This is a genomic window from Flavobacterium sp. GNP001, assembly GCF_054343775.1.
This window is the reverse complement of sequence record NZ_JBTGUX010000001.1, coordinates 224,485-248,879: the sequence shown is the minus strand read 5'-3', so window position 1 is coordinate 248,879 and position 24,395 is coordinate 224,485. Positions and strand designations below refer to the sequence as shown.

Annotated in this window: 19 protein-coding genes; 14 read left to right on the top strand and 5 right to left on the bottom strand. The window is 35.2% G+C overall.

Going from position 1 to position 24,395, the window contains the following annotated elements; all coding sequences use genetic code 11:
- Positions 1-13 precede the first annotated feature (13 nt).
- From tamL to accD, 3 genes are all read left to right on the top strand, one after another.
- Complete coding sequence (tamL, locus tag ACXX8U_RS00925; RefSeq protein ID WP_458564217.1) at positions 14-2,581, top strand: translocation and assembly module lipoprotein TamL; 2,568 nt, start codon at positions 14-16, stop codon at positions 2,579-2,581.
- A gap of 60 nt (positions 2,582-2,641) precedes the next feature.
- Positions 2,642-3,709, top strand: a complete 1,068-nt coding sequence (gene fbaA / locus ACXX8U_RS00920; RefSeq protein ID WP_458564216.1) for a class II fructose-bisphosphate aldolase — start codon at positions 2,642-2,644, stop codon at positions 3,707-3,709.
- Positions 3,710-3,776: 67 nt separating this feature from the next.
- On the top strand, positions 3,777-4,634 hold the full coding sequence (gene accD, locus ACXX8U_RS00915; protein ID WP_210790874.1) for an acetyl-CoA carboxylase, carboxyltransferase subunit beta: 858 nt from the start codon (positions 3,777-3,779) through the stop codon (positions 4,632-4,634).
- Between the two features lie 60 nt (positions 4,635-4,694).
- Here accD and ACXX8U_RS00910 read toward each other — a convergent pair whose 3' ends face one another.
- Together ACXX8U_RS00910 and ACXX8U_RS00905 are read right to left on the bottom strand one after the other, a co-directional pair.
- Positions 4,695-6,884 carry a TonB-dependent receptor plug domain-containing protein gene (locus tag ACXX8U_RS00910; protein WP_458564215.1) on the bottom strand — a complete coding sequence of 730 codons (2,190 nt, stop codon included), beginning with the start codon at positions 6,882-6,884 and terminating at the stop codon, positions 4,695-4,697.
- Between the two features lie 54 nt (positions 6,885-6,938).
- Entirely contained in the window at positions 6,939-8,189 is a 1,251-nt protein-coding gene (locus ACXX8U_RS00905) for an ABC transporter permease (RefSeq protein ID WP_458564214.1), read from the bottom strand.
- Between the two features lie 185 nt (positions 8,190-8,374).
- On the opposite strand from ACXX8U_RS00905, the gene purH reads away from it, so the two are divergent.
- The 6 genes from purH to rodA all read left to right on the top strand — a co-directional run bounded on the left by purH (position 8,375) and on the right by rodA (position 15,581).
- Positions 8,375-9,901 (top strand): bifunctional phosphoribosylaminoimidazolecarboxamide formyltransferase/IMP cyclohydrolase, encoded by a 1,527-nt coding sequence (gene purH, locus ACXX8U_RS00900; RefSeq protein WP_458564213.1) that lies wholly within the window; start codon positions 8,375-8,377, stop codon positions 9,899-9,901.
- A gap of 53 nt (positions 9,902-9,954) precedes the next feature.
- A complete protein-coding gene (locus tag ACXX8U_RS00895) occupies positions 9,955-10,983 on the top strand; it encodes a rod shape-determining protein (protein ID WP_086454445.1) in 1,029 nt (342 codons plus the stop codon).
- A gap of 87 nt (positions 10,984-11,070) precedes the next feature.
- Positions 11,071-11,895, top strand: coding sequence for a rod shape-determining protein MreC (mreC, locus tag ACXX8U_RS00890; protein WP_458564212.1), 825 nt, complete (start codon positions 11,071-11,073; stop codon positions 11,893-11,895).
- Positions 11,888-12,394 (top strand): rod shape-determining protein MreD, encoded by a 507-nt coding sequence (locus ACXX8U_RS00885; RefSeq protein WP_458564211.1) that lies wholly within the window; start codon positions 11,888-11,890, stop codon positions 12,392-12,394. Before mreC ends, ACXX8U_RS00885 begins: the two co-directional genes overlap by 8 nt.
- Positions 12,391-14,349 (top strand): penicillin-binding protein 2, encoded by a 1,959-nt coding sequence (gene mrdA / locus ACXX8U_RS00880; protein WP_458564210.1) that lies wholly within the window; start codon positions 12,391-12,393, stop codon positions 14,347-14,349. The genes ACXX8U_RS00885 and mrdA overlap by 4 nt, the downstream gene beginning before the upstream one ends.
- Complete coding sequence (gene rodA / locus ACXX8U_RS00875) at positions 14,346-15,581, top strand: rod shape-determining protein RodA (RefSeq protein WP_458564209.1); 1,236 nt, start codon at positions 14,346-14,348, stop codon at positions 15,579-15,581. Before mrdA ends, rodA begins: the two co-directional genes overlap by 4 nt.
- Before the next feature lie 17 nt (positions 15,582-15,598).
- Here the strand turns inward: rodA and ACXX8U_RS00870 are convergent, their stop codons facing one another.
- Together ACXX8U_RS00870 and ACXX8U_RS00865 are read right to left on the bottom strand one after the other, a co-directional pair.
- Positions 15,599-16,480, bottom strand: a complete 882-nt coding sequence (locus ACXX8U_RS00870; RefSeq protein ID WP_458564208.1) for a DNA/RNA non-specific endonuclease — start codon at positions 16,478-16,480, stop codon at positions 15,599-15,601.
- 148 nt (positions 16,481-16,628) lie between these two features.
- A complete protein-coding gene (locus tag ACXX8U_RS00865) occupies positions 16,629-18,806 on the bottom strand; it encodes a carboxy terminal-processing peptidase (protein WP_458564207.1) in 2,178 nt (725 codons plus the stop codon).
- A 206-nt stretch (positions 18,807-19,012) separates the two neighbouring features.
- On the opposite strand from ACXX8U_RS00865, the gene surE reads away from it, so the two are divergent.
- The 5 genes from surE (at position 19,013) to ACXX8U_RS00840 (ending at position 23,901) form a co-directional block, all read left to right on the top strand.
- Complete coding sequence (gene surE, locus ACXX8U_RS00860) at positions 19,013-19,792, top strand: 5'/3'-nucleotidase SurE (protein WP_210790890.1); 780 nt, start codon at positions 19,013-19,015, stop codon at positions 19,790-19,792.
- A complete protein-coding gene (locus ACXX8U_RS00855) occupies positions 19,752-20,057 on the top strand; it encodes a hypothetical protein (protein WP_458564206.1) in 306 nt (101 codons plus the stop codon). Before surE ends, ACXX8U_RS00855 begins: the two co-directional genes overlap by 41 nt.
- 54 nt (positions 20,058-20,111) lie before the next feature.
- Positions 20,112-21,236 (top strand): lipid-A-disaccharide synthase, encoded by a 1,125-nt coding sequence (gene lpxB / locus ACXX8U_RS00850; RefSeq protein ID WP_458564205.1) that lies wholly within the window; start codon positions 20,112-20,114, stop codon positions 21,234-21,236.
- Positions 21,237-21,252: 16 nt separating this feature from the next.
- Positions 21,253-21,777 carry a C40 family peptidase gene (locus ACXX8U_RS00845; protein ID WP_458564204.1) on the top strand — a complete coding sequence of 175 codons (525 nt, stop codon included), beginning with the start codon at positions 21,253-21,255 and terminating at the stop codon, positions 21,775-21,777.
- A gap of 93 nt (positions 21,778-21,870) precedes the next feature.
- Positions 21,871-23,901 (top strand): ComEC/Rec2 family competence protein, encoded by a 2,031-nt coding sequence (locus tag ACXX8U_RS00840; RefSeq protein ID WP_458564203.1) that lies wholly within the window; start codon positions 21,871-21,873, stop codon positions 23,899-23,901.
- Between the two features lie 5 nt (positions 23,902-23,906).
- Here the strand turns inward: ACXX8U_RS00840 and ACXX8U_RS00835 are convergent, their stop codons facing one another.
- Positions 23,907-24,365: a thioredoxin family protein gene (locus tag ACXX8U_RS00835; RefSeq protein ID WP_458564202.1), complete on the bottom strand. Its 459-nt coding sequence runs from the start codon at positions 24,363-24,365 to the stop codon at positions 23,907-23,909.
- Positions 24,366-24,395: the final 30 nt, after the last annotated feature.

The window sequence follows — 24,395 nt, the reverse complement described above, 5'->3', positions numbered from 1 at the left end:
ATATTGGAAACTCTTGAAAAAAATTTCTACAAAAATAACTGCATTTATTCTAATTGCAATACTAATTTGCGCATGTAACGCCGTAAAAAGAGTTCCAGACGGAAATTTACTGTTGACTAAAAACGAAATCACGGTGAATAATTCACTTATTCGTGATGAAAACGTATCCAATCAACTTTATCAAAAACCGAACAGCACTTTCTTGGGTTACCGTTTAAGACTCAACCTATACAATTTAGCCAATTTAAATCCTGACTCTACCTATCAGGCCAAGTTTACTGCTAATCCAGGTAAATTGGAGCGTAAATCAAAATGGCTATCTGAAAAACAAGTCAATCGATTAGGAAAATCTTTTTGGTACCATGGCATTCATGATTTTTTAAAAAAAACTGGGGAACCACCAGTAATTTTAGACAAAGAACGAGCTGATAAATCGCTTATTCGATTGAAATATTATTACTTTAACAAAGGTTTTTTTAATGTAAACGCCAGTTATTCAATTGATACTTTACCCTCGAAAAAAGCACGAGTTGCCTACCAAATTAATACTGGAAAAGGATATTACTTAGATACTTTGAGCAAAACGATTTCGACCCCAAAACTTGATTCACTGTACAATCTAACAGTCAACAATAGTTTTATCAAATCCGGAAACCAATACGCAACAGAAGATTTTGAAAATGAAAAAAATCGAATAACTACTAATTTCCGCAACAATGGTGCTTATTATTTTCAGCCAAATTACGTCACTTTCGCAGTCGATACAATCAAAAAAGTCAACAAGGCCAACATTAACTTATTAATTAATAATTATTCGTATCAGGACGGAGACTCTACCAAAACGGAACCTTTTAAATTGTATACCATCAGCGATGTCAACATATACACTGATTACAAAGGGAATAGTAACAAACAAATATTTCAAGACAGCATCACCTTTAATAATTTCAAACTATTTAGTCAAGACAAGTTAAAGTATAAACCCAAAGCCATTACAAATGCCATCTTTATCAACAAAGGCGGGCTTTATGCCGATAATAAAACAGTCCTAACTACAAGGTATTTGAATAATTTAAAAATTTTCAACTATCCATCTATTCAGTACGAACTTGACCCACGCGACAGCACGGCACAATCGCTAATAGCAAAAGTATATCTCACTCCTCGAAAAAAATACAGTTTTGGCACTACCTTAGACCTCACCCATTCTAACATACAAGATTTTGGTATTGGCTTGAGTATCTCTGAAACCATCAGAAACATTTTTAATGGAGCAGAAACATTTGAAATTGCAGCACGAGGAAACATAGGATCGTCACGTGATTTGGCCAATCCCCGAAATAATTTCTTCAACGTGTCTGAATATGGTGTGGATTTAAAACTCAACATTCCACGTATTTTCATGCCTTTTAAAACAGAAAGAATCATTCCTAAAAGTATGATTCCTTCTACTTTAATCACACTTGGTTTTGCCAAGCAACAAAATATTGGTCTGGACAAAGAAAATTTCACCACCGGACTTACCTATAATTGGACTCCTAAAAAAAACTATACCGCGCGATTTGACCTGATCAATACACAATATGTACGAAACTTAAATCCTCAAAACTATTTTAATGTTTACGGATCATCCTACAATGCTTTAAACGCAATTAGCAAAAAGTACAATACCAACACGACTTATTACAACAATCCCACAGACCAAAACTTATTGGTAGAACGAGGTACAAAAGGCTTCACAAATGATGTATTAACAGGTAATGCTACTTTTTTGCGCCCACTTGACCAAGCTGATCTTGAGGCTGTACGAAGTATTGAAGAACGCCGTTTACGACTAACGGAAAATGACTTTATTTTAGCTACTAATTTTACTTTTTCAAAGACAAACAAAAAGGATTTAACAGATAACAATTTCTATCTTTTTAAAACCAAACTAGAGTCGGCGGGAACACTTTTATCAGCATTTGCATCAGCATCAGGACAACGAAAAAATGCTACTGGCAACTATGAGATTTTTAATTTAGAATATTCAGAGTACGTTAAAACCGAATTCGATTACATTAAACATTGGGATTTATCTAAGGAGAAAATTTTTGCATTCCGATCGTTTTTTGGAATAGCCATACCTTTTGGAAACTCCGATTATATTCCGTTTTCACGAAGTTATTTTTCGGGTGGATCAAATGATAACCGAGCTTGGCAACCTTACGCCCTAGGGCCAGGAAGTAGCGGCGCATTAGATGATTTTAACGAAGCCAACATGAAAATTGCGATAAGCGGAGAATACCGTTTTAAAGTATTAGGAAGTCTAAAAGGTGCTTTATTTGCAGATGCAGGGAATATATGGAACGTGCTAGATAATGTCACAGATGAAAAGTCCACTTTTACAAGCATTAGCGATTTAAAAGACATTGCATTAGGCACAGGCTTTGGCTTGCGATACGATTTGAGTTTCTTTGTAATCCGATTTGATTTGGGATTCAAAACCTATAATCCAGCGAATGAAAGCAGCAAAAGATGGTTCAATGAATACAACTTTGCCAACTCAGTTTTAAATTTTGGAATAAATTATCCGTTCTAATGCTAATTAATTCTTATTTTTGCAAAACTAAAAACTAAAAAAATAACTAAAAAAAGTACCATGGCACACAACATAAAACCGGGCGTAGCTACAGGAGATCAAGTCCAAGAAATTTTTAACTATGCTAAGGAAAAAGGATTTGCACTTCCGGCAGTAAACGTTACTGGTTCTAGCACAATTAATGGTGTTCTGGAAACAGCAGCAAAACTAAACGCACCAGTTATCATACAATTCTCAAATGGAGGAGCGCAATTTAATGCTGGAAAAGGATTGTCAAATGCAGGCGAAAAAGCAGCTATTGCTGGTGGAGTTGCCGGAGCATTACACATACACACGCTTGCAGAGGCTTACGGAGCAACTGTAATTTTGCATACCGACCACTGCGCGAAAAAATTATTGCCTTGGATTGACGGTTTATTAGATGCCTCTGAAGCACATTTTGCTAAAACAGGAAAACCATTGTTCTCTTCGCACATGATTGACTTATCTGAAGAACCAATTGAAGAAAACATCGAAATTTGCAAAACGTACTTAGAGCGTATGAGCAAAATGGGAATGACACTTGAAATCGAATTAGGAATTACTGGTGGTGAAGAAGACGGTGTTGACAACTTTGATGTTGACAGTTCAAAATTATACACACAACCTGAGGAGGTAGCTTACGCTTACGAAGAGTTATCAAAAGTGAGCCCGAAGTTTACAATCGCAGCAGCTTTTGGAAACGTACACGGAGTTTACAAACCAGGAAACGTGAAGTTAACTCCAAAAATCTTGAAAAACTCACAAGATTTTGTACAAAATAAATTCAACACTGGACACAATCCAGTTGATTTCGTTTTCCACGGAGGATCAGGATCTACTCTAGAAGAAATCAGAGAAGGAATTAGCTATGGTGTTGTAAAAATGAACATTGATACTGATTTACAATTTGCCTACACAGAAGGAATTCGTGACTATATGGTTAATAATTTAGAGTATTTAAAATCTCAAATTGGAAACCCTGAAGGCGCTGATGTACCAAACAAAAAATATTATGACCCAAGAAAATGGGTACGTGAAAGTGAAATCACTTTTAACGCAAGGTTAGAGCAAGCTTTTGCTGACTTAAACAACGTGAATACATTATAATTAAAAGTTTATAGTTTCAGGTTTAGGATATTAAAACTTTAAACCTGAAACAACAAAAACAATAAATATGGCTTGGTTTAAAAGAAAAGAAAAAGGGATTACTACTGCTACCGAAGACAAAATGGATATTCCAAAAGGGCTTTGGTACAAATCTCCAACAGGAAAAATTATTGATGCTGATGAATTGGCTCGCAACTTATTTGTAAGTCCAGAAGATGGTTTTCATGTTAGAATAGGAAGCGCTGAATATTTTCAAATTTTGTTTGACAACAACGAATTTGTGGAGTTAGACAAAAACATGACATCAAAAGACCCTTTGCATTTTGTGGATACAAAAAAATATGCAGATCGTTTGAAAGATGTAATGGACAAAACCAAACTGAAAGATGCCGTGCGTACTGGTGTAGGAAAGTCTAAAGGAAAAGACTTGGTAATTTGCTGTATGGATTTTGCCTTTATTGGTGGATCTATGGGAGCAGTTGTGGGTGAAAAAATTGCAAGAGGTATTGACCACGCTATCAAAAACAAGATGCCATTTGTAATGATTTCAAAATCAGGTGGTGCGCGCATGATGGAAGCGGCTTACTCTTTGATGCAATTAGCAAAAACATCTGTGAAATTAGCGCAGCTTGCTGAAGCTAAATTACCATACATTTCATTATGTACTGACCCAACTACAGGAGGAACTACTGCTTCTTACGCCATGTTAGGAGACATTAATATTTCTGAGCCAGGAGCCTTGATCGGATTTGCTGGACCACGTGTAGTAAGAGATACTACCGGTAAAGATTTGCCAGAAGGTTTTCAAACAGCGGAATTTTTGTTAGAGCACGGTTTCTTAGATTTTATTACTCCAAGAAAAGAATTGAAAGATAAAATCAACTTATACATTGATTTGATCCAAAATAATGAAATTAGACATTAATTAAGTGTCTAAAAACTGAAAAGCCTGTTCATCACGAACAGGCTTTTTTATTGCTGTATATTAGAAAGTATATTGCAAGCCTCCGTAAAAATTGCGACCGGGAGCATTAATTCCTGATGAAAAAGTACGGTATTGCGTGTCTAAAATATTTTCGGCACCGGTATAAACAATCGCCCCTTCAAACAATTTATAGCTTGATTTGAGTGAGTACGATTCCCAAGCAGGCATACCATTAGAAGGTGCGTATTGCAAGTTGTCTTCACCGCTGTTAGAATAATCTTTTAAAGCCTTTTTACCATTATACAACATGTAACCTTCAATCATAGCTTTTTTGAAGGTGTAAGTAATTCCAACTTTTCCAAAATAAGGCGAAATATGATCAAGTGGCAGTAACTTTTGTTCAGATACAATTCGGCCCACGTTGTAATTGAACGATGCATTCATTTGCACAGCAGTAATAAGTTCCGCTTGAAGCGAAGTTGAAATTCCTGTAACAAATGCTTTCCCGCGGTTTTGATTCGCAAATACTTGGCTCAATACACCATCATAAATCAACGACGATTGGCCATTAAATAAAAACGGACTCGTTACAATGGCATCAAACATTTTGGTATAAAAATAGGTTTGTTCTAGTTTCCATCTTTTCGAAGAGGATTGGAATACAAAACCCAAATCAGCAGTAACTGTTTTTTCAGGTTTTAAATCTTCATTAGGAACGATCAAAACACCACGCACTGTCTCAAAAATCTTTGCTAAATCATCGATATTTGGAACCCGATATCCTGTTGATAAATTCGATTTAAGTGAGACATTACTCGACACATTTCGCACCACTCCAACATTAGCACTATAAGTAAAATTTTGCTGCTTAATTTTTGAAAAGGGTAATGGAAAGAAGGAATTATCGGCAATAGAACTATTCAAACCACTATATCCAAGGCGCAAACCTGCATTCAAAAAAGTTTTCGAATTCCACTCTTGATTGTATGAAGCATAAGCATCGTAGCGCCACATTGCATTTGCTCCATTCGGATAACGAGTACTAATATTTTTTCGCTCCTTAGTATTTAAATCGGAACTATAAGCGGTCGACTTGAGGGTTTCATAATAGGACTCCAACCCGTACAACAAAGTTGCTGCTGTCCATTTTTTAGTTAAATCAACCGATAGACCATTTACATTAACATTCTCCAAACGGTTTTGCAGAACATAATCTCCAAAACGTCGGTTGTGCCTGCTCTCTTTAGCATTTTGATAAGAAAAACTAGTATGCATATCACTATTCCAAAAGAACTTCTTTTTGCTTAAAGAATAAACTGCCAACAAACGCTCTTGTGGTCCGTAATACCATTCTGCATGGCGCAAACCTGCTTTTCCACTTGGTTCCGTTAATCGATCATAGCGCGGAATATTAGAGCTTGTGGACCATTGAAAATTAGCATCATGCATGAAACCATTTTCGGTTTTATATGCTATTTTTTGCATCAAATTGTATTGCTTGTAACCAGAATTTCTTTGTACAAACTTGTTATCATTAGGCTGAATCACATCAACTCCATTGATAGTTGAAACAAAAAAAGGTCTTTCGCCAAAAAAATCAGCATTATGATTTTTTCGTTTTCCCATTTTTAAATCTCCGAAGTCGTTGAAAGAAAAAGCAGTTAAGGAAGCCCAATTATTGGCTGCATAATTAATTTGCATAGCAACCGATTTTTCTTGGTTAGCACTGCTGTATCGTGAGGCTATATTTCCAGAAAAAGCATCAGCAACTTCTGATTTAAACTTAGCATTTTTAGTATTCATGGCTACAGTTCCGCCTAAAGCATCACTACCAAATAAGGTAGAAGTTGGCCCGTAAACAATGGCCGTATTGTCTAAAAAACTTTCATCAACGGTAATTAAGTTTTGCAAATGCCCTGAACGAAAAATTAAATTATTCATTCGAACGCCATCAACAACTAGTAATACTCTGCTTGCCTCAAAACCGCGAATAGAAGGACTACCGCCGCCTTGCTGTGATTTTTGTACAAATACTGCACCTGAATTAGAAAGCATCTCTGCCGTGGTTTGGAAATTTTGAAAATCAATATCAGCAGCAGTGATAAAATCAATCTGATAGGGCGACTTCAAGATTTGCTTCGGTATCTTTTGAATAAGCACTACATCGTCCAATTTTGTAGTGTCTTTTTTCATTTGCGCCAAGCCAGCAAAAGTGCACAGTAACACTACAAGGGAGAAAAAATTTTTCATCAAAAAACAACTAAGCTGGTAATTAATTTGGAAGTCATCAACTTCAATTTGTTTTTACATTCCAGTACGAATAGCTTCAACAGGATCAAGTTTAGATGCCGAAATAGCAGGCAAAATTCCAGATATAAGCCCGATAATTGCCGCCAAAGAAGTTCCTAAAATCACATTACCCATACCAAGAACAAATTCAAAATCGAAAGCTTGGGTAACTATAAAAGAAATAATCCAAACTAAAAACAAACCAATTAACCCTCCAAAGACAGAGAGGATGATTGCTTCAAATAAAAACTGAAACAAGATAAACCTATTTTTTGCGCCAAGCGATTTTTGAATACCAATTAAATTAGTTCTTTCCTTTACAGATACGAACATGATATTCGCAATACCAAAACCACCAACAAGTAATGAAAAGCCACTAATAATCCAACCCACGACGTTCATTTGGCCAATGATACCATCAATTAAATCGGTAAAACCACTAAAAACATTGATAAAAAAGTTATCAATTTCTCCAGCTTTCAAGCCTCTATAATTGCGTAATTTTTGCGTTAACTCGCCTTTAAAAGCATCCATATCTACACCACTTTCTGGCTTAATTAAAATAGCATTGGTTAGCGAATCATTGTTATCACCATACAATTGGCGTATAAAATTAACTGGAATGTATGCTGTTGTATCGTTACTGTCTCCAAAAAGTCCAGCACCTTCCTTCTTTAAAACTCCAATAACCGTAAAACGTTTGCCGTACAAGCGGATATTTTTCCCAATAGGATCAACACCCTCAAACAACGAATTAGCAATTTCATTTCCGATTACAATAACAGAAGCTCCTGAATTGGCTTCGGAATCGTTATAAAAACGGCCTTTGTCAAACTCTAAACCTTGAATATCTATAAACTCTTGCGAAGAAGGAACAATATTTACATCACTCACTGTTTTCGCATCGTATTTTAACGATTCACGACGTGTGAAAATTTGAAAAGCAATAGCGTCAGCATTATTTAGTGAATTTTTCAAGTACGTATACTCATCGTATTTGATGTTTGGAAATTGCTCGCGTTTCCATTGTGGAATGTCAGAGGGACCAAATGAAAACTTGATTAAGTAAATTGTATTTTTATCCAAACTACTAAGATCTTTAGTGATTTTTCGATCTAAAGAATCAACAGCAGCAAGTACCGCAATGATAGAAAAAATACCGATGGTCACGCCTAACAACGAGAGTAAAGTTCTCAATTTATTATTGCTTAAGGCATTCATAGCAAAACCAAAACTTTCTTTTAATAATCGAAGGTAAACTAACATATATCTTGTTTTGTATTTAAAAATGATTTAATGAAAAAGCCCAAAAAAGACTATTAAGTATTGACACACTTTGGATTTAAAATTGTCTTAAAATAGAAGCATTATATTTGCAAATATCTCAATTTCGAATGCTTTAATTTCGACATTAAAAACTATTTTTGCACCTTAAAAACACTAACTACATAATGAACACAACTAAAACAATCCAATCGGCATTAATCTCTGTCTTCTCTAAAGAAGGACTCGAACCGATAGTAAGACAACTAAACAGTCAAAATGTTACAATTTATTCTACTGGTGGTACAGAAGATTTTATTAAAAATTTAGGAATTCCAGTTGTACCCGTTGAAGATGTTACTTCATATCCTTCAATTTTAGGCGGAAGAGTAAAAACTTTGCACCCAAAAGTTTTCGGCGGAATCTTAAACCGTCAAGATAACGAAAGCGATGTACAGCAAATGAAGGAGTTTGATATTCCTCAAATTGATTTGGTAATTGTTGACTTATACCCATTTGAAAAAACCGTTGCATCTGGCGCAAGCGAAGCTGATATTATTGAAAAAATTGATATTGGTGGCATTTCTCTAATTCGTGCAGCAGCAAAGAATTTTAAAGATACGGTAATCGTTTCATCAATGGAGCAATACGGTTTATTTTTAGAAACCATCATTAAACAAAACGGAGCAACTACTTTAGAGGACAGAAAATTGTTTGCTACAAAAGCATTTCATGTGTCATCACACTATGATGGAGCTATTTTTAACTATTTCAACACTGACGAAACTATTTACAAAGAAAGTATTGCGAATGGTCAAGTACTTCGCTATGGAGAAAACCCACACCAAAAAGGATTTTTCTTTGGAGATTTTGATGCTATGTTCAACAAAGTTCACGGAAAAGAACTTTCATATAATAATTTACTAGACGTAGATGCAGCCGTTAATTTAATTCAAGAATTTAAAAACGACGGACCTACATTTGCAATACTTAAACACAACAACGCTTGCGGTTTAGCAACAAGGCCAACAATTAGTGAAGCTTATATAGCAGCTTTGGCTTGCGATCCTACTTCTGCTTTTGGAGGAGTGTTAATTGCTAACACAAACATTGATGTAGCTACAGCGCAAGAAATCAACGCTTTGTTTTGCGAAGTAGTAATTGCTCCAGCTTTTGATGCAGAGGCACTTATCATTTTACAAGAAAAGAAAAACAGAATCATTCTTGTTCAAAATGAAGTTGAATTACCTCAAAAACAAGTACGCACATGCTTAAACGGACTTTTAGTTCAAGACAGAAATAATAGTACCGATACTAAAGAGGACCTCAAAACCGTTACTCTTACTGCACCAACTGCTCAAGAAGTAGAAGATTTAATTTTTGCATCTAAAATTTGCAAAAACACAAAATCAAATACGATTGTTTTTGCAAAAAACGGAACGCTTATTGCTTCAGGTACGGGACAAACTTCAAGAGTTGACGCGTTAATGCAAGCGGTAGAAAAAGCGAAAAATTTCGGATTTGATTTACAAGGAGCTTCAATGGCTAGTGATGCTTTTTTCCCATTTCCTGATTGTGTAGAACTTGCCAAAAAAGCAGGAATTACAGCTGTAATTCAGCCGGGAGGATCGATCAAAGATGAATTGAGCATCAATTACTGTAACGAAAATAATCTTGCAATGGTATTTACAGGAACGCGTCATTTTAAACATTAATTTGTTTAACTTTGTCCGTCACAAATTTTTAACTTTTAACCCTTAAAAAACTTATGGGATTTTTTGATTTCATGACCGAGGATATTGCGATAGACCTTGGTACCGCTAATACTTTAATCATACACAATGATAAAGTCGTAATAGACAGCCCTTCGATAGTTGCACGCGATAGGATTTCTGGCAAAATCATTGCTGTTGGTAAAGAAGCCAACATGATGCAAGGAAAGACACATGAAAACATAAAGACAATAAGACCTTTGAAAGATGGTGTAATTGCAGATTTTGATGCTTCTGAAAAGATGATTAGTATGTTTATCAAAAGCATACCAGCATTAAAAAAACGAATGTTTACGCCTGCATTACGCATGGTAGTTTGTATTCCATCTGGAATTACCGAAGTTGAAATGCGTGCCGTAAAAGAATCATGTGAGCGCGTAAACGGTAAAGAAGTATACTTAATTCACGAACCAATGGCAGCGGCAATTGGTATTGGTATTGATATCATGCAACCAAAAGGAAACATGATTGTAGATATTGGTGGGGGTACTACTGAAATTGCGGTTATTGCTTTGGGTGGAATTGTATGTGACAAATCGGTTAAAATTGCAGGTGACGTTTTTACCAACGATATTGTATACTACATGCGTACACAACACAATTTATTTGTGGGAGAAAGTACTGCTGAAAAAATAAAAATCCAAATTGGAGCTGCTATCGAAGATCTTGAAACTCCTCCAGAGGATATGTCTGTACAAGGTAGAGATTTGTTAACTGGTAAACCAAAACAAGTAGAAGTTTCATACCGTGAAATTGCAAAAGCGCTTGACAAATCAATTCAACGAATTGAAGATGCTGTTATGGAAACGCTTTCTCAAACTCCGCCTGAATTAGCAGCAGATATTTACAATACTGGTATTTACTTAGCAGGTGGTGGATCTATGTTGAGAGGTCTAGACAAAAGAATTTCTCAAAAGACAGACTTACCTGTTTACATTGCTGAAGATCCTTTACGTGCGGTTGTACGTGGAACTGGAATGGCACTAAAAAACATCGTGAAATTTAAAAGCATATTAATTAAATAATAGAGATTTACAACTCCAATACCTTTCAAACAGTATTGGAGTTTACCTCTTTTACATTAACTTATTTGACCTCTATAACCGAATACAATGCAGCAAATATTTAATTTTATTTTTAAAAACAGTAACAGAATACTGTTTTTGCTGCTTTTAAGCATTTCCTTAGCGCTTACAGTTCAATCTCACTCTTTTCACCGCAGCAAGATTATTAGCTCTGCCAATTTCTTAAGTGGTGGCGTTTACGAAAAACTGAACAACTTTGATGAGTATTTGAATTTAAAGACAGAGAATGAAGCGCTAGCACAAGAAAACGCTCTACTTCGTAATGCTTTATTCAAAATTGAAGATACTGCGACTGTTAAACAAATTGACAGTGTTAAAGGGGTAAAACCATCTGACATCATTGTTTCAAAAGTAATCAGAAACTCTTATAATGTGTATGAAAACTACCTTACACTAAACTCAGGTGCTGTAGATGGTGTAAAACCAGACATGGGTGTAGTTAATAGCTTAGGTATTGTAGGGATCATTGAAAATACATCAACCAATTACTCTACTGTAATTAGCATATTGAACAAACGTTCTCAAATCAATGCTAAAATTAAAAAATCAAATCATTTTGGTTCTTTGAACTGGAATGGTAAAAGCACCGGTTTTGTTCAGTTAACTGATTTACCAAGGCTGGCCATGATTAAAATTGGAGACACAATTGTAACTGGTGGACAATCTGTAATTTTTCCAGAAAACATCAACATTGGAACTATCTCCAAAATTTATAGAGACAAGCAAACCAATTTTTACACATTGGACGTAAAGCTTTTTAATGACATGACTAACTTAGGTCATGTATACATCATTAAGAGAAAAGACCGACAAGAAATCATTAATTTAGAAAAAAGAGAAAAAGATGAATAGCACATTGTTAGTCAATATTCTCCGTTTCATTCTGTTGTTGGCACTCCAAATTATTGTTTTCAACAATATGAATTTCTTGGGCTACATCAGTCCGTTTCCTTATATTCTATTCATCATTTTATACCCTGTAAATGGTAATAAAGCAGGACTTATTGCTGCGAGTTTTGCAATGGGTATTATTATGGATCTTTTTAGTAACTCTGGAGGAACACATGCAACAGCCTCGTTAATGCTTGCTTATTTAAGGCCTTACTTATTCAAGTTTGCTTTTGGACTCAGTTACGAATACCAAACGATTAAATTAAATGATGTTTTGACACCTCAACGGTTTACATTTATTTTGCTGTCCGTTATTATCCATCATTTCACCTTATTTTTATTAGAAGCGTTTCAATTGAGTTTTCTACTTGACACCTTAATTACCACACTTTTAAGCACTTTATTTACGATATTAATTTGCATCATAATCATCTATCTTATTAAGCCAAACAAACGATGAGAAAAGCCTTGTTGCCCTCTTTGATCATAATCGCTACTTTACTGCTGGTAACCCGTATTTTTTATTTACAAATTGTAGACGAAACTTCAAAATTAGAGTCCGAAAACAACGCCATCAAAAAACAATACGAATATCCGGAACGTGGCTATATTTTTGATCGTCATGGTAAATTGCTTGTAGCCAACCAAGCATCGTATGATATCATGGTTATTCCAAGAGAAGTAAAAGAAACGGATACTACCGAGTTTTGTCAACTTTTGAATATCACCAAAGATGATTTTATCAAAAAAATCGAAAAAGCTAAGGTGTACAGCCCTAGACTTCCATCGGTTTTCTTATCACAATTGAATAAAGCTGAGTTTGCAGCATTTCAAGAAAAATTACGAAAATACAAAGGATTCTATTTCCAAAAGCGTTCATTACGTGATTATGAAGTAAACTTTGGCGCGAATATTTTTGGTTTCATTACCCAAGTGAACGAAAAATTGGTTGAAAAAAATCCCTATTACAATAGTGGCGATTTGATTGGTCGCCAAGGAGTTGAGGAAAGCTACGAAAATTTACTTCGTGGAGTTAAGGGTGTGAAATATATCCAAAAAGATAAATTCAACAGAGAAATAGGCTCCTACAAAAATGGGAAATACGACACGATCGCCGTACAAGGAGAAGACATCAACCTTACACTGGATGCCGAAATCCAAAAATATGGTGAAGAATTGATGATTAATAAACGTGGCGGAATTGTAGCCATTGAACCTAAAACTGGTGAAATATTAGCATTAGTAAGCGCTCCATCTTATGACCCCGGGATTTTAGTTGGTCGACAACGCTCTAAAAACTACACCGCTTTATACCGAGATTCTATTGCAAAGCCTTTATATGATCGTGGTTTGTTAGCAGAATATCCACCAGGATCACCTTTTAAAATTTTAACTGGACTAGTTGCTTTACAAGAAGGCGTAATTGACGAAAATACTACTGTATCCTGCCGTCACGGTTTTAGTTATGCTCGCGGCCGTTTTATGGGATGTCACTGCCATGGAGGCGCCTTACAGTTGCATCGTGGAATATTTGAATCCTGTAACTCCTACTTTGCAACTGCCTACATGAAAACGATTAACAAATATGCTAAACCTTCTTATGCAGTTGACGTTTGGAGCAACCACATCAAGAGCTTTGGGCTAGGTCAATTCATGGGCTACGATTTGCCCATTGGAAGAAGAGGAAACATTCCAACATCAAAAACATACAAACGTATTTATCCAAACGGCGGCTGGAGAAGCACTACCATTGTTTCAAATTCAATAGGTCAAGGAGAGGTTTTAATGACACCTATTCAATTAGCTAATATGATGGCAACAGTAGCCAATGAAGGCTATTACTACACCCCTCATATCATCAAACGAATTGAAGGACATAAGATTGATAAAAAATTTACAACCAAACACGTTACAACTATTGACAAACAATTCTTTAAACCCATAATTAACGGTTTATTTGATGTATACAATTTAGGAACGGCAAAAGGTTTACGAGTAGAAGGAATTAATATTTGCGGGAAAACTGGAACTGCCGAAAATTTTGCAAAAATTGGAGGCGTAAGGGTAAAGATGGAAGACCATTCGATATTTGTAGCCTTTGCCCCGATGGAAAACCCAAAAATAGCAATTGCTGTTATGGTCGAAAACGGAGGATATGGAGCAACTATCGCGGGGCCTATCGCTAGTTTGATGATCGAAAAGTACCTTCGTAAAAAAATAACAAGAACTGATTTAGAAAAACGAATTTTAGAAACTAGTTTGCAATCGCGTTATGCTAAATTAGGAGGACTTTCAGATATTGTTAAAGCCCAATTGCGTGCTGCCGATTCTATTAAAAAATTGAAATCGCAACCTGCACAAAAAGTAAAAGTAGACACTACAAAAGCAAAGAAACAAGTTATCGCAGCAAAATGAAAAACCAAAGCATCACCAATAATATCGACTGGATAAGCATTATTATTTATGCGGCATTAGTTATTTTAGGGTGGCTAAACATCTACTCTTCCTCACTATCATCGATGGAAGGAACATCTGATAAGCAGCTAATTTTTATTGTATTGACTATACCTTTAATTTTTACGGTAATCTCAATTGACGGCAAATTTTATGAAAAATATGCCAGTATTATTTTTGGAGTTTCTTTGTTGTCATTAATGGGGTTATTCTTATTCGGGAAAACTATTGCTGGACAACGTTGTTGGTACGCCATAGGTAGTTTTACTTTACAACCATCTGAATTTGCAAAAGCAGCGACATCATTGGCATTAGCTAAATTTTTGAGTGATACACAAATTAATTTAAAGGAAACAAACAGGCAAATCCAAGCCCTTGCGATAATCTTTTTGCCGGTGTTACTCATATTGCCACAACCCGATCCTGGAAGTGCTTTAATTTACAGTATTTTTATAATCGTTTTGTACCGAGAAGGACTTCCTGCATGGTACGTTTGGACAGGTTTCATTACAATTTTACTGTTTGTTTTGACGTTAGTTTTTGAACCACAATACATCATTTTAGCCGCATTAGCTGTTTTATTGTTTGTACATTTTAAATCACGCTTAGCCGATCGAAATGCCATTATGAGCACGATTCTTCTCGTTTTAATTACTGGCTTTGTATTTTCTGTAGATTACATCTTTGATAATGTTTTTAAACAACACCACCGTGACCGTTTTAATATTTTACTAGGGAAATCTGTAGATATGAACGGAACAGGCTACAATACCAATCAATCTGAAATTGCAATTGGATCAGGAGGATGGCTAGGAAAAGGTTTTCTAGAAGGAACTCAAACTAAAGGTGGATTTGTACCCGAACAACACACCGATTACATCTTTACTACAGTAGGTGAAGAATGGGGATTTGCTGGATCATTGCTGGTACTTGGTTTATTTGCTGGTTTACTATTAAGAATTATTTACTTAGCTGAGAGACAAAAAACAAAGTTCAGTAGAGTTTATGGTTATTGTGTAGCTGGAATTTTGTTTACCCACTTTTTTGTAAATATCGCGATGGTATCTGGTATCTTCCCTACTATTGGTGTTCCGTTACCATTTTTCTCATACGGAGGTTCAGGACTATGGGGTTTTACCATTTTGCTTTTTATTTTTATCAAAATGGACGCTAACAAAGTAAATGAGTGGTAGTTAGCATCAACTAATAACTAGTATCTTTTATCCTCTAAAAAACGCCAAGATAGTGTATTTGATTCGCTTTCGAGTTGGTTTTCTAGTGAATCTGTTAACTTAGGAAAAAAATCGATACCCGTTATTTTTTCGATAGCATCAACAGTCACTGCATAATCTTCAAGAGGTAAATCGCTCGCTCGATTAGGAATCATAAAAGCTATCATCTTTGGCTTGCTGGCATTTCTGACGAATACAATTTTATAAAAATAGTCCGGTACAGCAACTTTTTCGCGACCAATTGTTTTTAAATTTGAGTTTAAAACACCTGCTGTAACCACCATAACATTATCGTATTCTTTTGCCCACAAGCGTACATTTTGCTCTAAAGAATTCCATATCCCTGCATTAAAATCTTTCTCTTGAGGTGAAATATTACTTGTCAAAAAAGTACTAGTGTAAGCGTCGTAGTCAAATTCCATATCGGCAGCCGGGCACAAATGTCCTTTGTCGTAATTTGTATTTTTATAATTTCTCCAATCAGCTGAGTTGGTTTCTACTTTGTCATCTTCGATAAAAAAAGGACGTTTGTAATTTCTGTTCACTACGTTTTCCTTCTTTAACTCATAGGCAACCCATTCTGCTTGCTCAAATTCTTCTAAATAACTTAGTATATAATATTGATGTTCAATAACTGCAGCAGTTGTTGCTGTTGGAAGAAGCGTTTTCCAATTGTCAGTTTCATCTATTGCGTAAGTATCCGTTTGTACGGAATCATTAGCTCTGTTTTGCACTTGCTCCTGAGAGGTATTCATCTCAATAGGTGTTTGTTCTTGCTTGCAAGACATAAACAAGCAAACAGTCAATAAAGCCATTAAAAAAGACGCTTTTGGAGTGCTATTTCGAAGAAAAGTAAACATAGAAGTATGATTTGGTATCTTAATCCAAATATAGCTAAAAATACAGCTATTAATTACACCTTAATCGCTACTCAAATAGAACGTATAAAAAAACGCGCAAGGTACATATCGTATCCTGCGCGCTTTATTAAATTTATCTAATATCAGATTATGACTTTGCTAGTTTGTCTTTTTTAATTTTAACAGGCATTGTCTTTTTCGCAACTGATTTACCTTGCAAATCATCTAAAACATTCAAAGCTTCTTCAACATAAATATCTTTTGCTAAAGCTTCATGCCAACGTTCTCTTTTTTCTTTAAGAGTCAAATCTTTACTCATAGCATCTTTCTCATAAGGAAGAGAAGTAAACAACAAGTCGTTTTTATAATCAGTAATTGGCTTGTATTTTTTAGCTTTTTCCTCAATTTCAGATTGTGCTACCTTAAATTTATCGATGTTTAAGCTGTATACATTTTCCTCGCTTCGGCTATCAATCCATTTAGCATTTTCCTCGATTAATTGGAACTGTGCATTGTTACTGATTCTAGATTTACTATTGGCAATTGCTTGGTTAAAATTGGCATTTTTGTTCCAAACTTGATAATCAGCTTGATCAATTTTATCCCATGGCATGGCATTGTCAACATCACGCTCACCCATTTTTAAATAAGCATAACGGTCCGGCATAACGATATCACTCGACACACCCTCCAACTGAGTAGAACCCCCATTAATTCTATAAAACTTTTGAGTTGTGGTTTTTATAGCTCCTAAATCACCTACTGAATTACTACGTACAAATTGATTCAAATCGATTACATTTTGTACCGTTCCTTTCCCGTAGGTTTGTTTACTACCAATAATCACACCTCGTTTGTAATCTTGAATTGCGGCTGCTAAAATTTCAGATGCTGATGCTGAAAAACTATTGACCATGATTACAAGCGGACCATCCCACTCTATTTTTTTGTCACGATCGTACAGAACTTCTTTTTTTCTGCCTGCTGATTTAATTTGTACAATTGGTCCTTGTTCAATGAAAAGACCGGCGATATCAACTACTGTTGACAAAGATCCACCACCATCATCACGAACATCTAAAACGATACCGTTTACACCTTCTTTTTTTAATCGATCTACTTCTAAAGCAATATCTTTTCCGGCATCACGTCCTTGAGGATTTTCGAAATCAATATAAAACTTTGGTAAATAAATTACGCCGTATTTAGAATCGCCCTTTTGTACGATACTTGACTTTGCGTAAGTTTCTTCAATTTCTACAATATCACGAATAATTGATACTATTTTGATAGTTCCATCTACTTTTTTCACTGTCAATCGAACCTCTGAACCTTTTGGTCCTTTGATTTTTTTAACCACATCATCTAAACGCATTCCAACTACATCAACAGCTTCACCGTCTCCTTGAGCCACTTTCATAACAACATCACCAGCCTCTATTTGCTTTCCTCTCCATGCTGGACCTCCAGAAATCAATTCTGAAATTTCAGTCAAATCATTTTTCTTTTGCAAACGAGCGCCAATTCCTTCTAACTTACCACTCATACTCACATCAAAACGTTCCTTTTCTTCAGGAGCAAAATAATTTGTGTGTGGATCAAAACGTGCTGTAATTGAATTAATGTACACTGAAAACCAATCGTTTCTATTCAATTCTTTAATAAAACCGAAATATTCATCAAGCGATTTTTCTGAAGTAGCTCTCGTTTCTTTCTCTAAATCTGCAAACGATTTAATTGTATACGAAGCATCATTCTTTTTCTTGTCTTCCTCTAATTTTTGTTTGTCAACCAATGAAGACAGCGTTGAAAGTTTAATTTGCTTACGCCATTTATCATTAAGTTCTTTAACCGAAGCACAGTAAGGCGCTTTTTCATAATCAATATTGAAAGTTTCGTCAACATTAAAATCAAATGGTTTTTTTAGAACTTCTTTATAAATTTTGGTGCTTTCTTCCATACGCTTCATCAATCTATTGTAAGTAAGATCGAAAAACGTTAAGTCTTTGTTCATAATTTGATCGTCTAGCTGCAACTCGTATTTTGCAAACTCATCAATATCTGATTGTAAAAAGAAACGTTTTGAGGGATCTAAAGCCTCAATATAATCTTTATACACTCCTTTAGAAAAGTTGTCGTCTATGGTTGCAGGACTGTAATGCCCTTTTTCAATCACGAAAGTGAGTAACTCTAAAAGCAACTTATCCTTCTCAGGATCATTCGCCTTGGAGTTATTCATTTTAAAGGCAAACAATGTTATCGAAATACATGCGACAACAAGAATAATTTTATAATTTCTTTTCATAAAGTGAAGAATAGTATTCATGAATTTTTTATTCTAAGTTACGGTAAAAACTATGCCAACGATGGCGCGGCTCCCATAAATTTTTGTTAAAGATATAAAATTGTTTTTTTTAAAACTTCAAAATAAATTTCAATAACAAATTTTTATCTTTTGTTCATTTTATCCCATTTGGAGTGAGTACATTTGTTGTATTTTTAAATATATTTCCTTTTTTTGAACTATTTGCAATGGATAAAAAAACACCCTTAATTTTAATTACAAACGATGATGGTATAAGTGCTCCTGGTATCAGAACACTAATTTCGGTTATGACACAATTAGGCGATGTTGTGGTAGTGGCACCAGACAAACCACAGAGCGCAATGGGTCATGCAATTACCATTAATAGTACCTTATATCTAAACAAAATATCAAAAAACGGTGACGCTGTTACCGAATACAGTTGTTCTGGAACACCGGTAGATTGTGTAAAACTTGCCGTAAACGAAATTTTGAAACGCAAACCCGATCTTTGCGTATCTGGAATCAATCATGGCTCTAACTCCTCTATTAATGTTATTTATTCAGGAACAATGAGTGCTGCCATGGAAGCTGGTATTGAAGGTATTCCTGCAATTGGTTTTTCATTAAGTGATTACAATTGGGATGCGGATTTTGAACCGACTAAACCATTCATAAAACAAATTGCTGCTCAAGTCTTAGAGCAAGGCTTACCTGATGGCGTGCTCTTGAATGTTAATTTTCCTAAATTAAAACAGGACGAAATAAAAGGTATAAAAATAGCGCGTCAAGCCAAAGCAATGTGGCAGGAGCGTTTTGACAAACGCCAAACACCGCACGGTAAAGATTATTATTGGCTGACCGGAGAATTTGTCAATCAAGACCACGGGCAAGATACAGATGAATGGGCATTAGCTAACGGATACATCTCAGTAGTTCCGGTACAATTTGATTTAACTGCACATCATGCCATACAACAACTTAACACTTGGAATTGGAATGAATAAAAAAGACTTGCTAATTGGGTTTCTAATTGGGTTTGCAACCACTCTGTTCGGTAGTTATCTATTTGTAATTATCATGACAGAATATGATTTTATATCAGGAATACAAATCATAAAATCACAAGGCAATCTCGGAAAGATAATTACTCTTGGCTGCATTGCGACATTAGCCGCTTTTGGACTCGCATTAAAATTTAACAAAGAACTAATGGCCAGAGGTATGGTACTCGCTGTAATGGTTATTGCTTTGTTAACCTTGTTTATATAAAGCTATCTTTGCAAACATCTTGTACTTCAAATTAAAAATCGAATTCTACAAAAAATGAAATATTACATCATTGCAGGAGAGGCATCAGGTGATTTGCACGGTGCTAACTTAATGAAAGAGTTGATACAAAAAGATCCACAAGCTGAAATCCGTTTTTGGGGTGGCGATTTGATGCAAGCCGTTGGCGGAACTTTGGTAAAACACTACAGGGAACTAGCTTTCATGGGTTTTGTTGAAGTACTTTTTAATTTGAAAACGATATTAAAAAATATTACTATTTGCAAAAAAGACATTCTTGCGTTTCAGCCTGACGGGATCATCTTTATCGATTATCCTGGTTTTAATTTGCGTATTGCTAAATGGGCAAAAAAAATAGGTATTGCAACACATTATTATATTTCACCTCAAATATGGGCGTGGAAAGAGAGTCGAATTAAAGATATTAAACGCGACATTGACCACATGTATGTTATTTTGCCTTTTGAAAAAACATTTTATGAGGACAAGCACCATTATCCGGTTAGCTTTGTTGGGCACCCGCTCATTGATGCCATTCAACAGCAATCTCACACTGATAAACAATTGTTTCGCACCAACAACCAATTGAATGAGAAACCCATTATAGCTTTACTTCCTGGAAGTCGCAAACAGGAAATTACTAAAATGCTCGAGGTCATGCTTAGTGTGGTGCCAAAATTTCCTGAATATCAATTTGTCATAGCAGGAGCACCCAGCCAAGACTATTCTTTTTATCAACCCTTCATTACGCAGGAAAACGTTAAATTTATTTCTAATAAAACCTACGAGCTTTTGCAAAATGCAACTGCCGCATTGGTAACTTCCGGCACTGCAACACTTGAAACAGCTTTGTTTAAAGTACCCGAAGTGGTTTGCTACAAAGGCAGTTGGGCATCCTACCAAATTGCCAAAAGAATCATTACCTTAAAATATATTTCGCTTGTAAATTTAATTATGGATGAAGAAGTAGTTACAGAACTGATTCAGGATAACTGCACCACTGAAACGATCACAAGAGAATTAGAAGCCTTGTTAGATCCTAAAAATCGAAATACGATACTTGAGAAATATACGTTATTAGAACAACGTCTTGGCGGAATAGGCGCTAGCTCTAAAACAGCAGCACAGATTGTGCAACACATCCGCTCATTAATTCTGTAATCTATTTTTTATTTGTATGCGCCTAAAATCGTTTTTGTTACCTATCGCCTTGGCACTATTGATTGCCTCTTGTAAAAGTACTTCGCCAGTAATCACTTCAAAAAACGAAGCAAACAAAAGCAAGTTTTCAAAGAACGAAAAACGAAAAACGGCCCAACTTATTGACGAATTGATTACTATTGCTGAAGAAAATATTGGAGTAAAATACAAATATGCAGGAACTTCTAAAGCCGGATATGATTGCTCTGGCTTGATTTATACCGTTTTTAAATCGCAAGATATTGTATTACCACGCAACTCTTACGAACAATCAAAAGTAGGGCAAGCAATAAATCTCAAAAAAGATCAGGCACAAAAGGGCGACCTCATATTTTTTACTACCAACTCTAGCAGGCAAATCAATCATGTGGGTTTGGTTACTGAGGTTTCTGATCAAGGAATCTCTTTTATACACTCCTCTACATCTAAAGGTGTAATAATATCATCTACAAAAGAAGCCTATTACAAACGAACCTTGATTCAAGTCAATCGTATTTTTTAAATAGATACAATCGATGGTGAGTAAATCTTTATAAAACAGTAATTTCGCTCACAATTAGATTCGTTTGTTACTTAAAATGTGTACTTTAGATTTATGAAAGTGCTACATTTCCCACTTACAAAACTAACCGTAGGATTTATTTTTGGCTTATTGCTAGCGCATTTTTATGTCTTTTCGCCAACTATTATTGGGATTAGTTTGACCGTTTTGTTGTTACTCTTATGCAGCATAAACAAATTTTTTAAAGCAAAACAGCAGCCCACTTTTTTCGGACTGGTTAGTTTACTGATTATGATTTTGATTGGAATTTTTACAACAATTATCAACAACGATTCCTTTGACACCAAACATTACAGCCATTACAAATCAGCATTTGCGAAACCAACTTTAATTACTCTAACTGTTCGAGAAAAATTAAAGAATTCCTCATTTGCAAGCAGGTATGTGGCCCAAATTACGGAGATACAAAACCAACGCCAAAACGGTTCTATCATTTTAAATATCGCAACAGATAGCCTACCTATTACAGTGCCTATTGGAAGTAAATTAAAGATCAACGGAATATTGATTGCTAATAAAACTGCTAGCAATCCAAACCAATTTGATTATGGCAAATACCTTTTAAACAAGCAAATTTATGCGCAATTATACAGCATTCCGGGGGACATATGGATTAGTGCTTCCTACGAGAAAGACATTTGGTATTACACGGCACGCTTTCGGGAAAATATAATTTCAAATTTAAAAGCCAACCAGTTCTCCAATCGAGAACTACAGGTGGCGATAGCATTAATTTTAGGTCAACAACAAGAAATTGATCCAGCTATAATTAGAGATTATCAATATGCAGGCGCCGTACATATTCTATCCGTTTCAGGTTTACACATTGGGTTTATAATGCTTTTCATGACTTTTTTATTACGCCCGATCCCAAACAACAAAAGAGGTTCTGCTTTAAAGCTGGTAATAATTCTGTTGAGCTTATGGTTGTTTGGAATATTAGCAGGATTAGCGCCATCTGTAGTTCGTTCTGTAACTATGTTTTCATTTGTTGCAATTGGTAATCATCTGGGCCGAAATACGTCAATTTATCACACTTTAATAGCGTCCATCTTTATAATATTACTTTTTGAACCTTCATTTTTATTTGATGTAGGTTTTCAATTAAGTTATGTTGCCTTATTTTTCATTGTGTGGCTGCAACCGCTGCTAGGAACTTTATGGAGTCCTAAATACAAAGTTGTGCGCTATTTTTGGGACATCCTTACAGTATCATTTGCTGCACAAATCGGTACATTACCGCTCAGCATTTACTATTTTCATCAGTTTCCTGGATTGTTTTTTATCACCAATTTGATAATTATTCCATTACTAATATTCATTATGGCGATAGGAATTATAGTCATGAGTTGGGCTGCTTTCACTGAGGTACCACGTGCATTATCTCAAATTTTAGAATGGGGCATTTGGAGTATCAATTGGATAATAAGTAAAATTGCATCGGTTGAGCAATTTATTTTGAAAGATATACCGCTGCATTTTTATCTTTTGTTGTGCAGCTATTGCATCATTGTAACAATAGTTTTATGGTGTAAAAAACCAAGTTTTTACAAATTGCTGGCAGTATTAGTGAGTATAATTGTCACACAAACTACGTATTTAGTATTGAAAAACCAGTTTGGACAGCAAGCTGAGATGATCGTATTTAATACTCAAAAAAATACTTTAATCAGCAAGCGGAATGGAAATATCATCTTTGCTTATTCAAAAAGCGACGTAAAAAACAACTCTTCATTAAACACTTTAAAAACATACGAACTAGCTAATTTTAGTAAAATCAATTCAGTACAACCGCTTAAAAATGTACTTTTTTACAAAGGCAAAAAGATATTAATCTTGGATAGTTCAGCAGTTTGGTCACCTAAAGTAAAGCCAGACATTTTGCTTTTAACGCAATCTACTAAGGTAAATCTTGATCGCGTTTTAATGCAATTGCATCCAAAAATAGTAATTGCAGATGGCAGCAATTATAAAAAAGCAAGATGGAAATGGGACCAAAGTTGCCAAAAACAAAATATCCCTTTTCATGCTACTGCCGAAAAGGGATATTTCAAACTAAATTGATTGTATTATTTTTTCAGAAAACCATCTGCCACAGCTAACCAAGCTGTTGGTCCTCCTGGAACGTAACCTGTACTTCCAATTCCTTCAAAATTAATTTTACCATCAACATCCTTTACGTTCGCAAATACAACCGTTGGAAAACCTTGAATTTGGAAAGCCATTTGCAACTCGCCATTTTGTTTTTTTATCTCTTCTGTTTGCGGTGCTCTTCTTGGATAATCCAACTCTACCAAAACGACATTATCTTTAGCCCATGTAGCAAATTCTGGCGTTTTTAGCACCTCTTTTTGCAAACGAATGCACCAACCACACCAATCACTTCCTGTAAAAAACATTAGTAATGGTTTTTTAGTTGTTTTAGAAACTTCAATAGCTTTATTCACATTTGTTTCCCAAACTAATTCTTGTGCTTGAATAGCAAAAGAACCCATAACCAACATCAGCGCTAAAAATATTTTTTTCATATTTGATTTTTTTATTAGTGAATCAAAAAT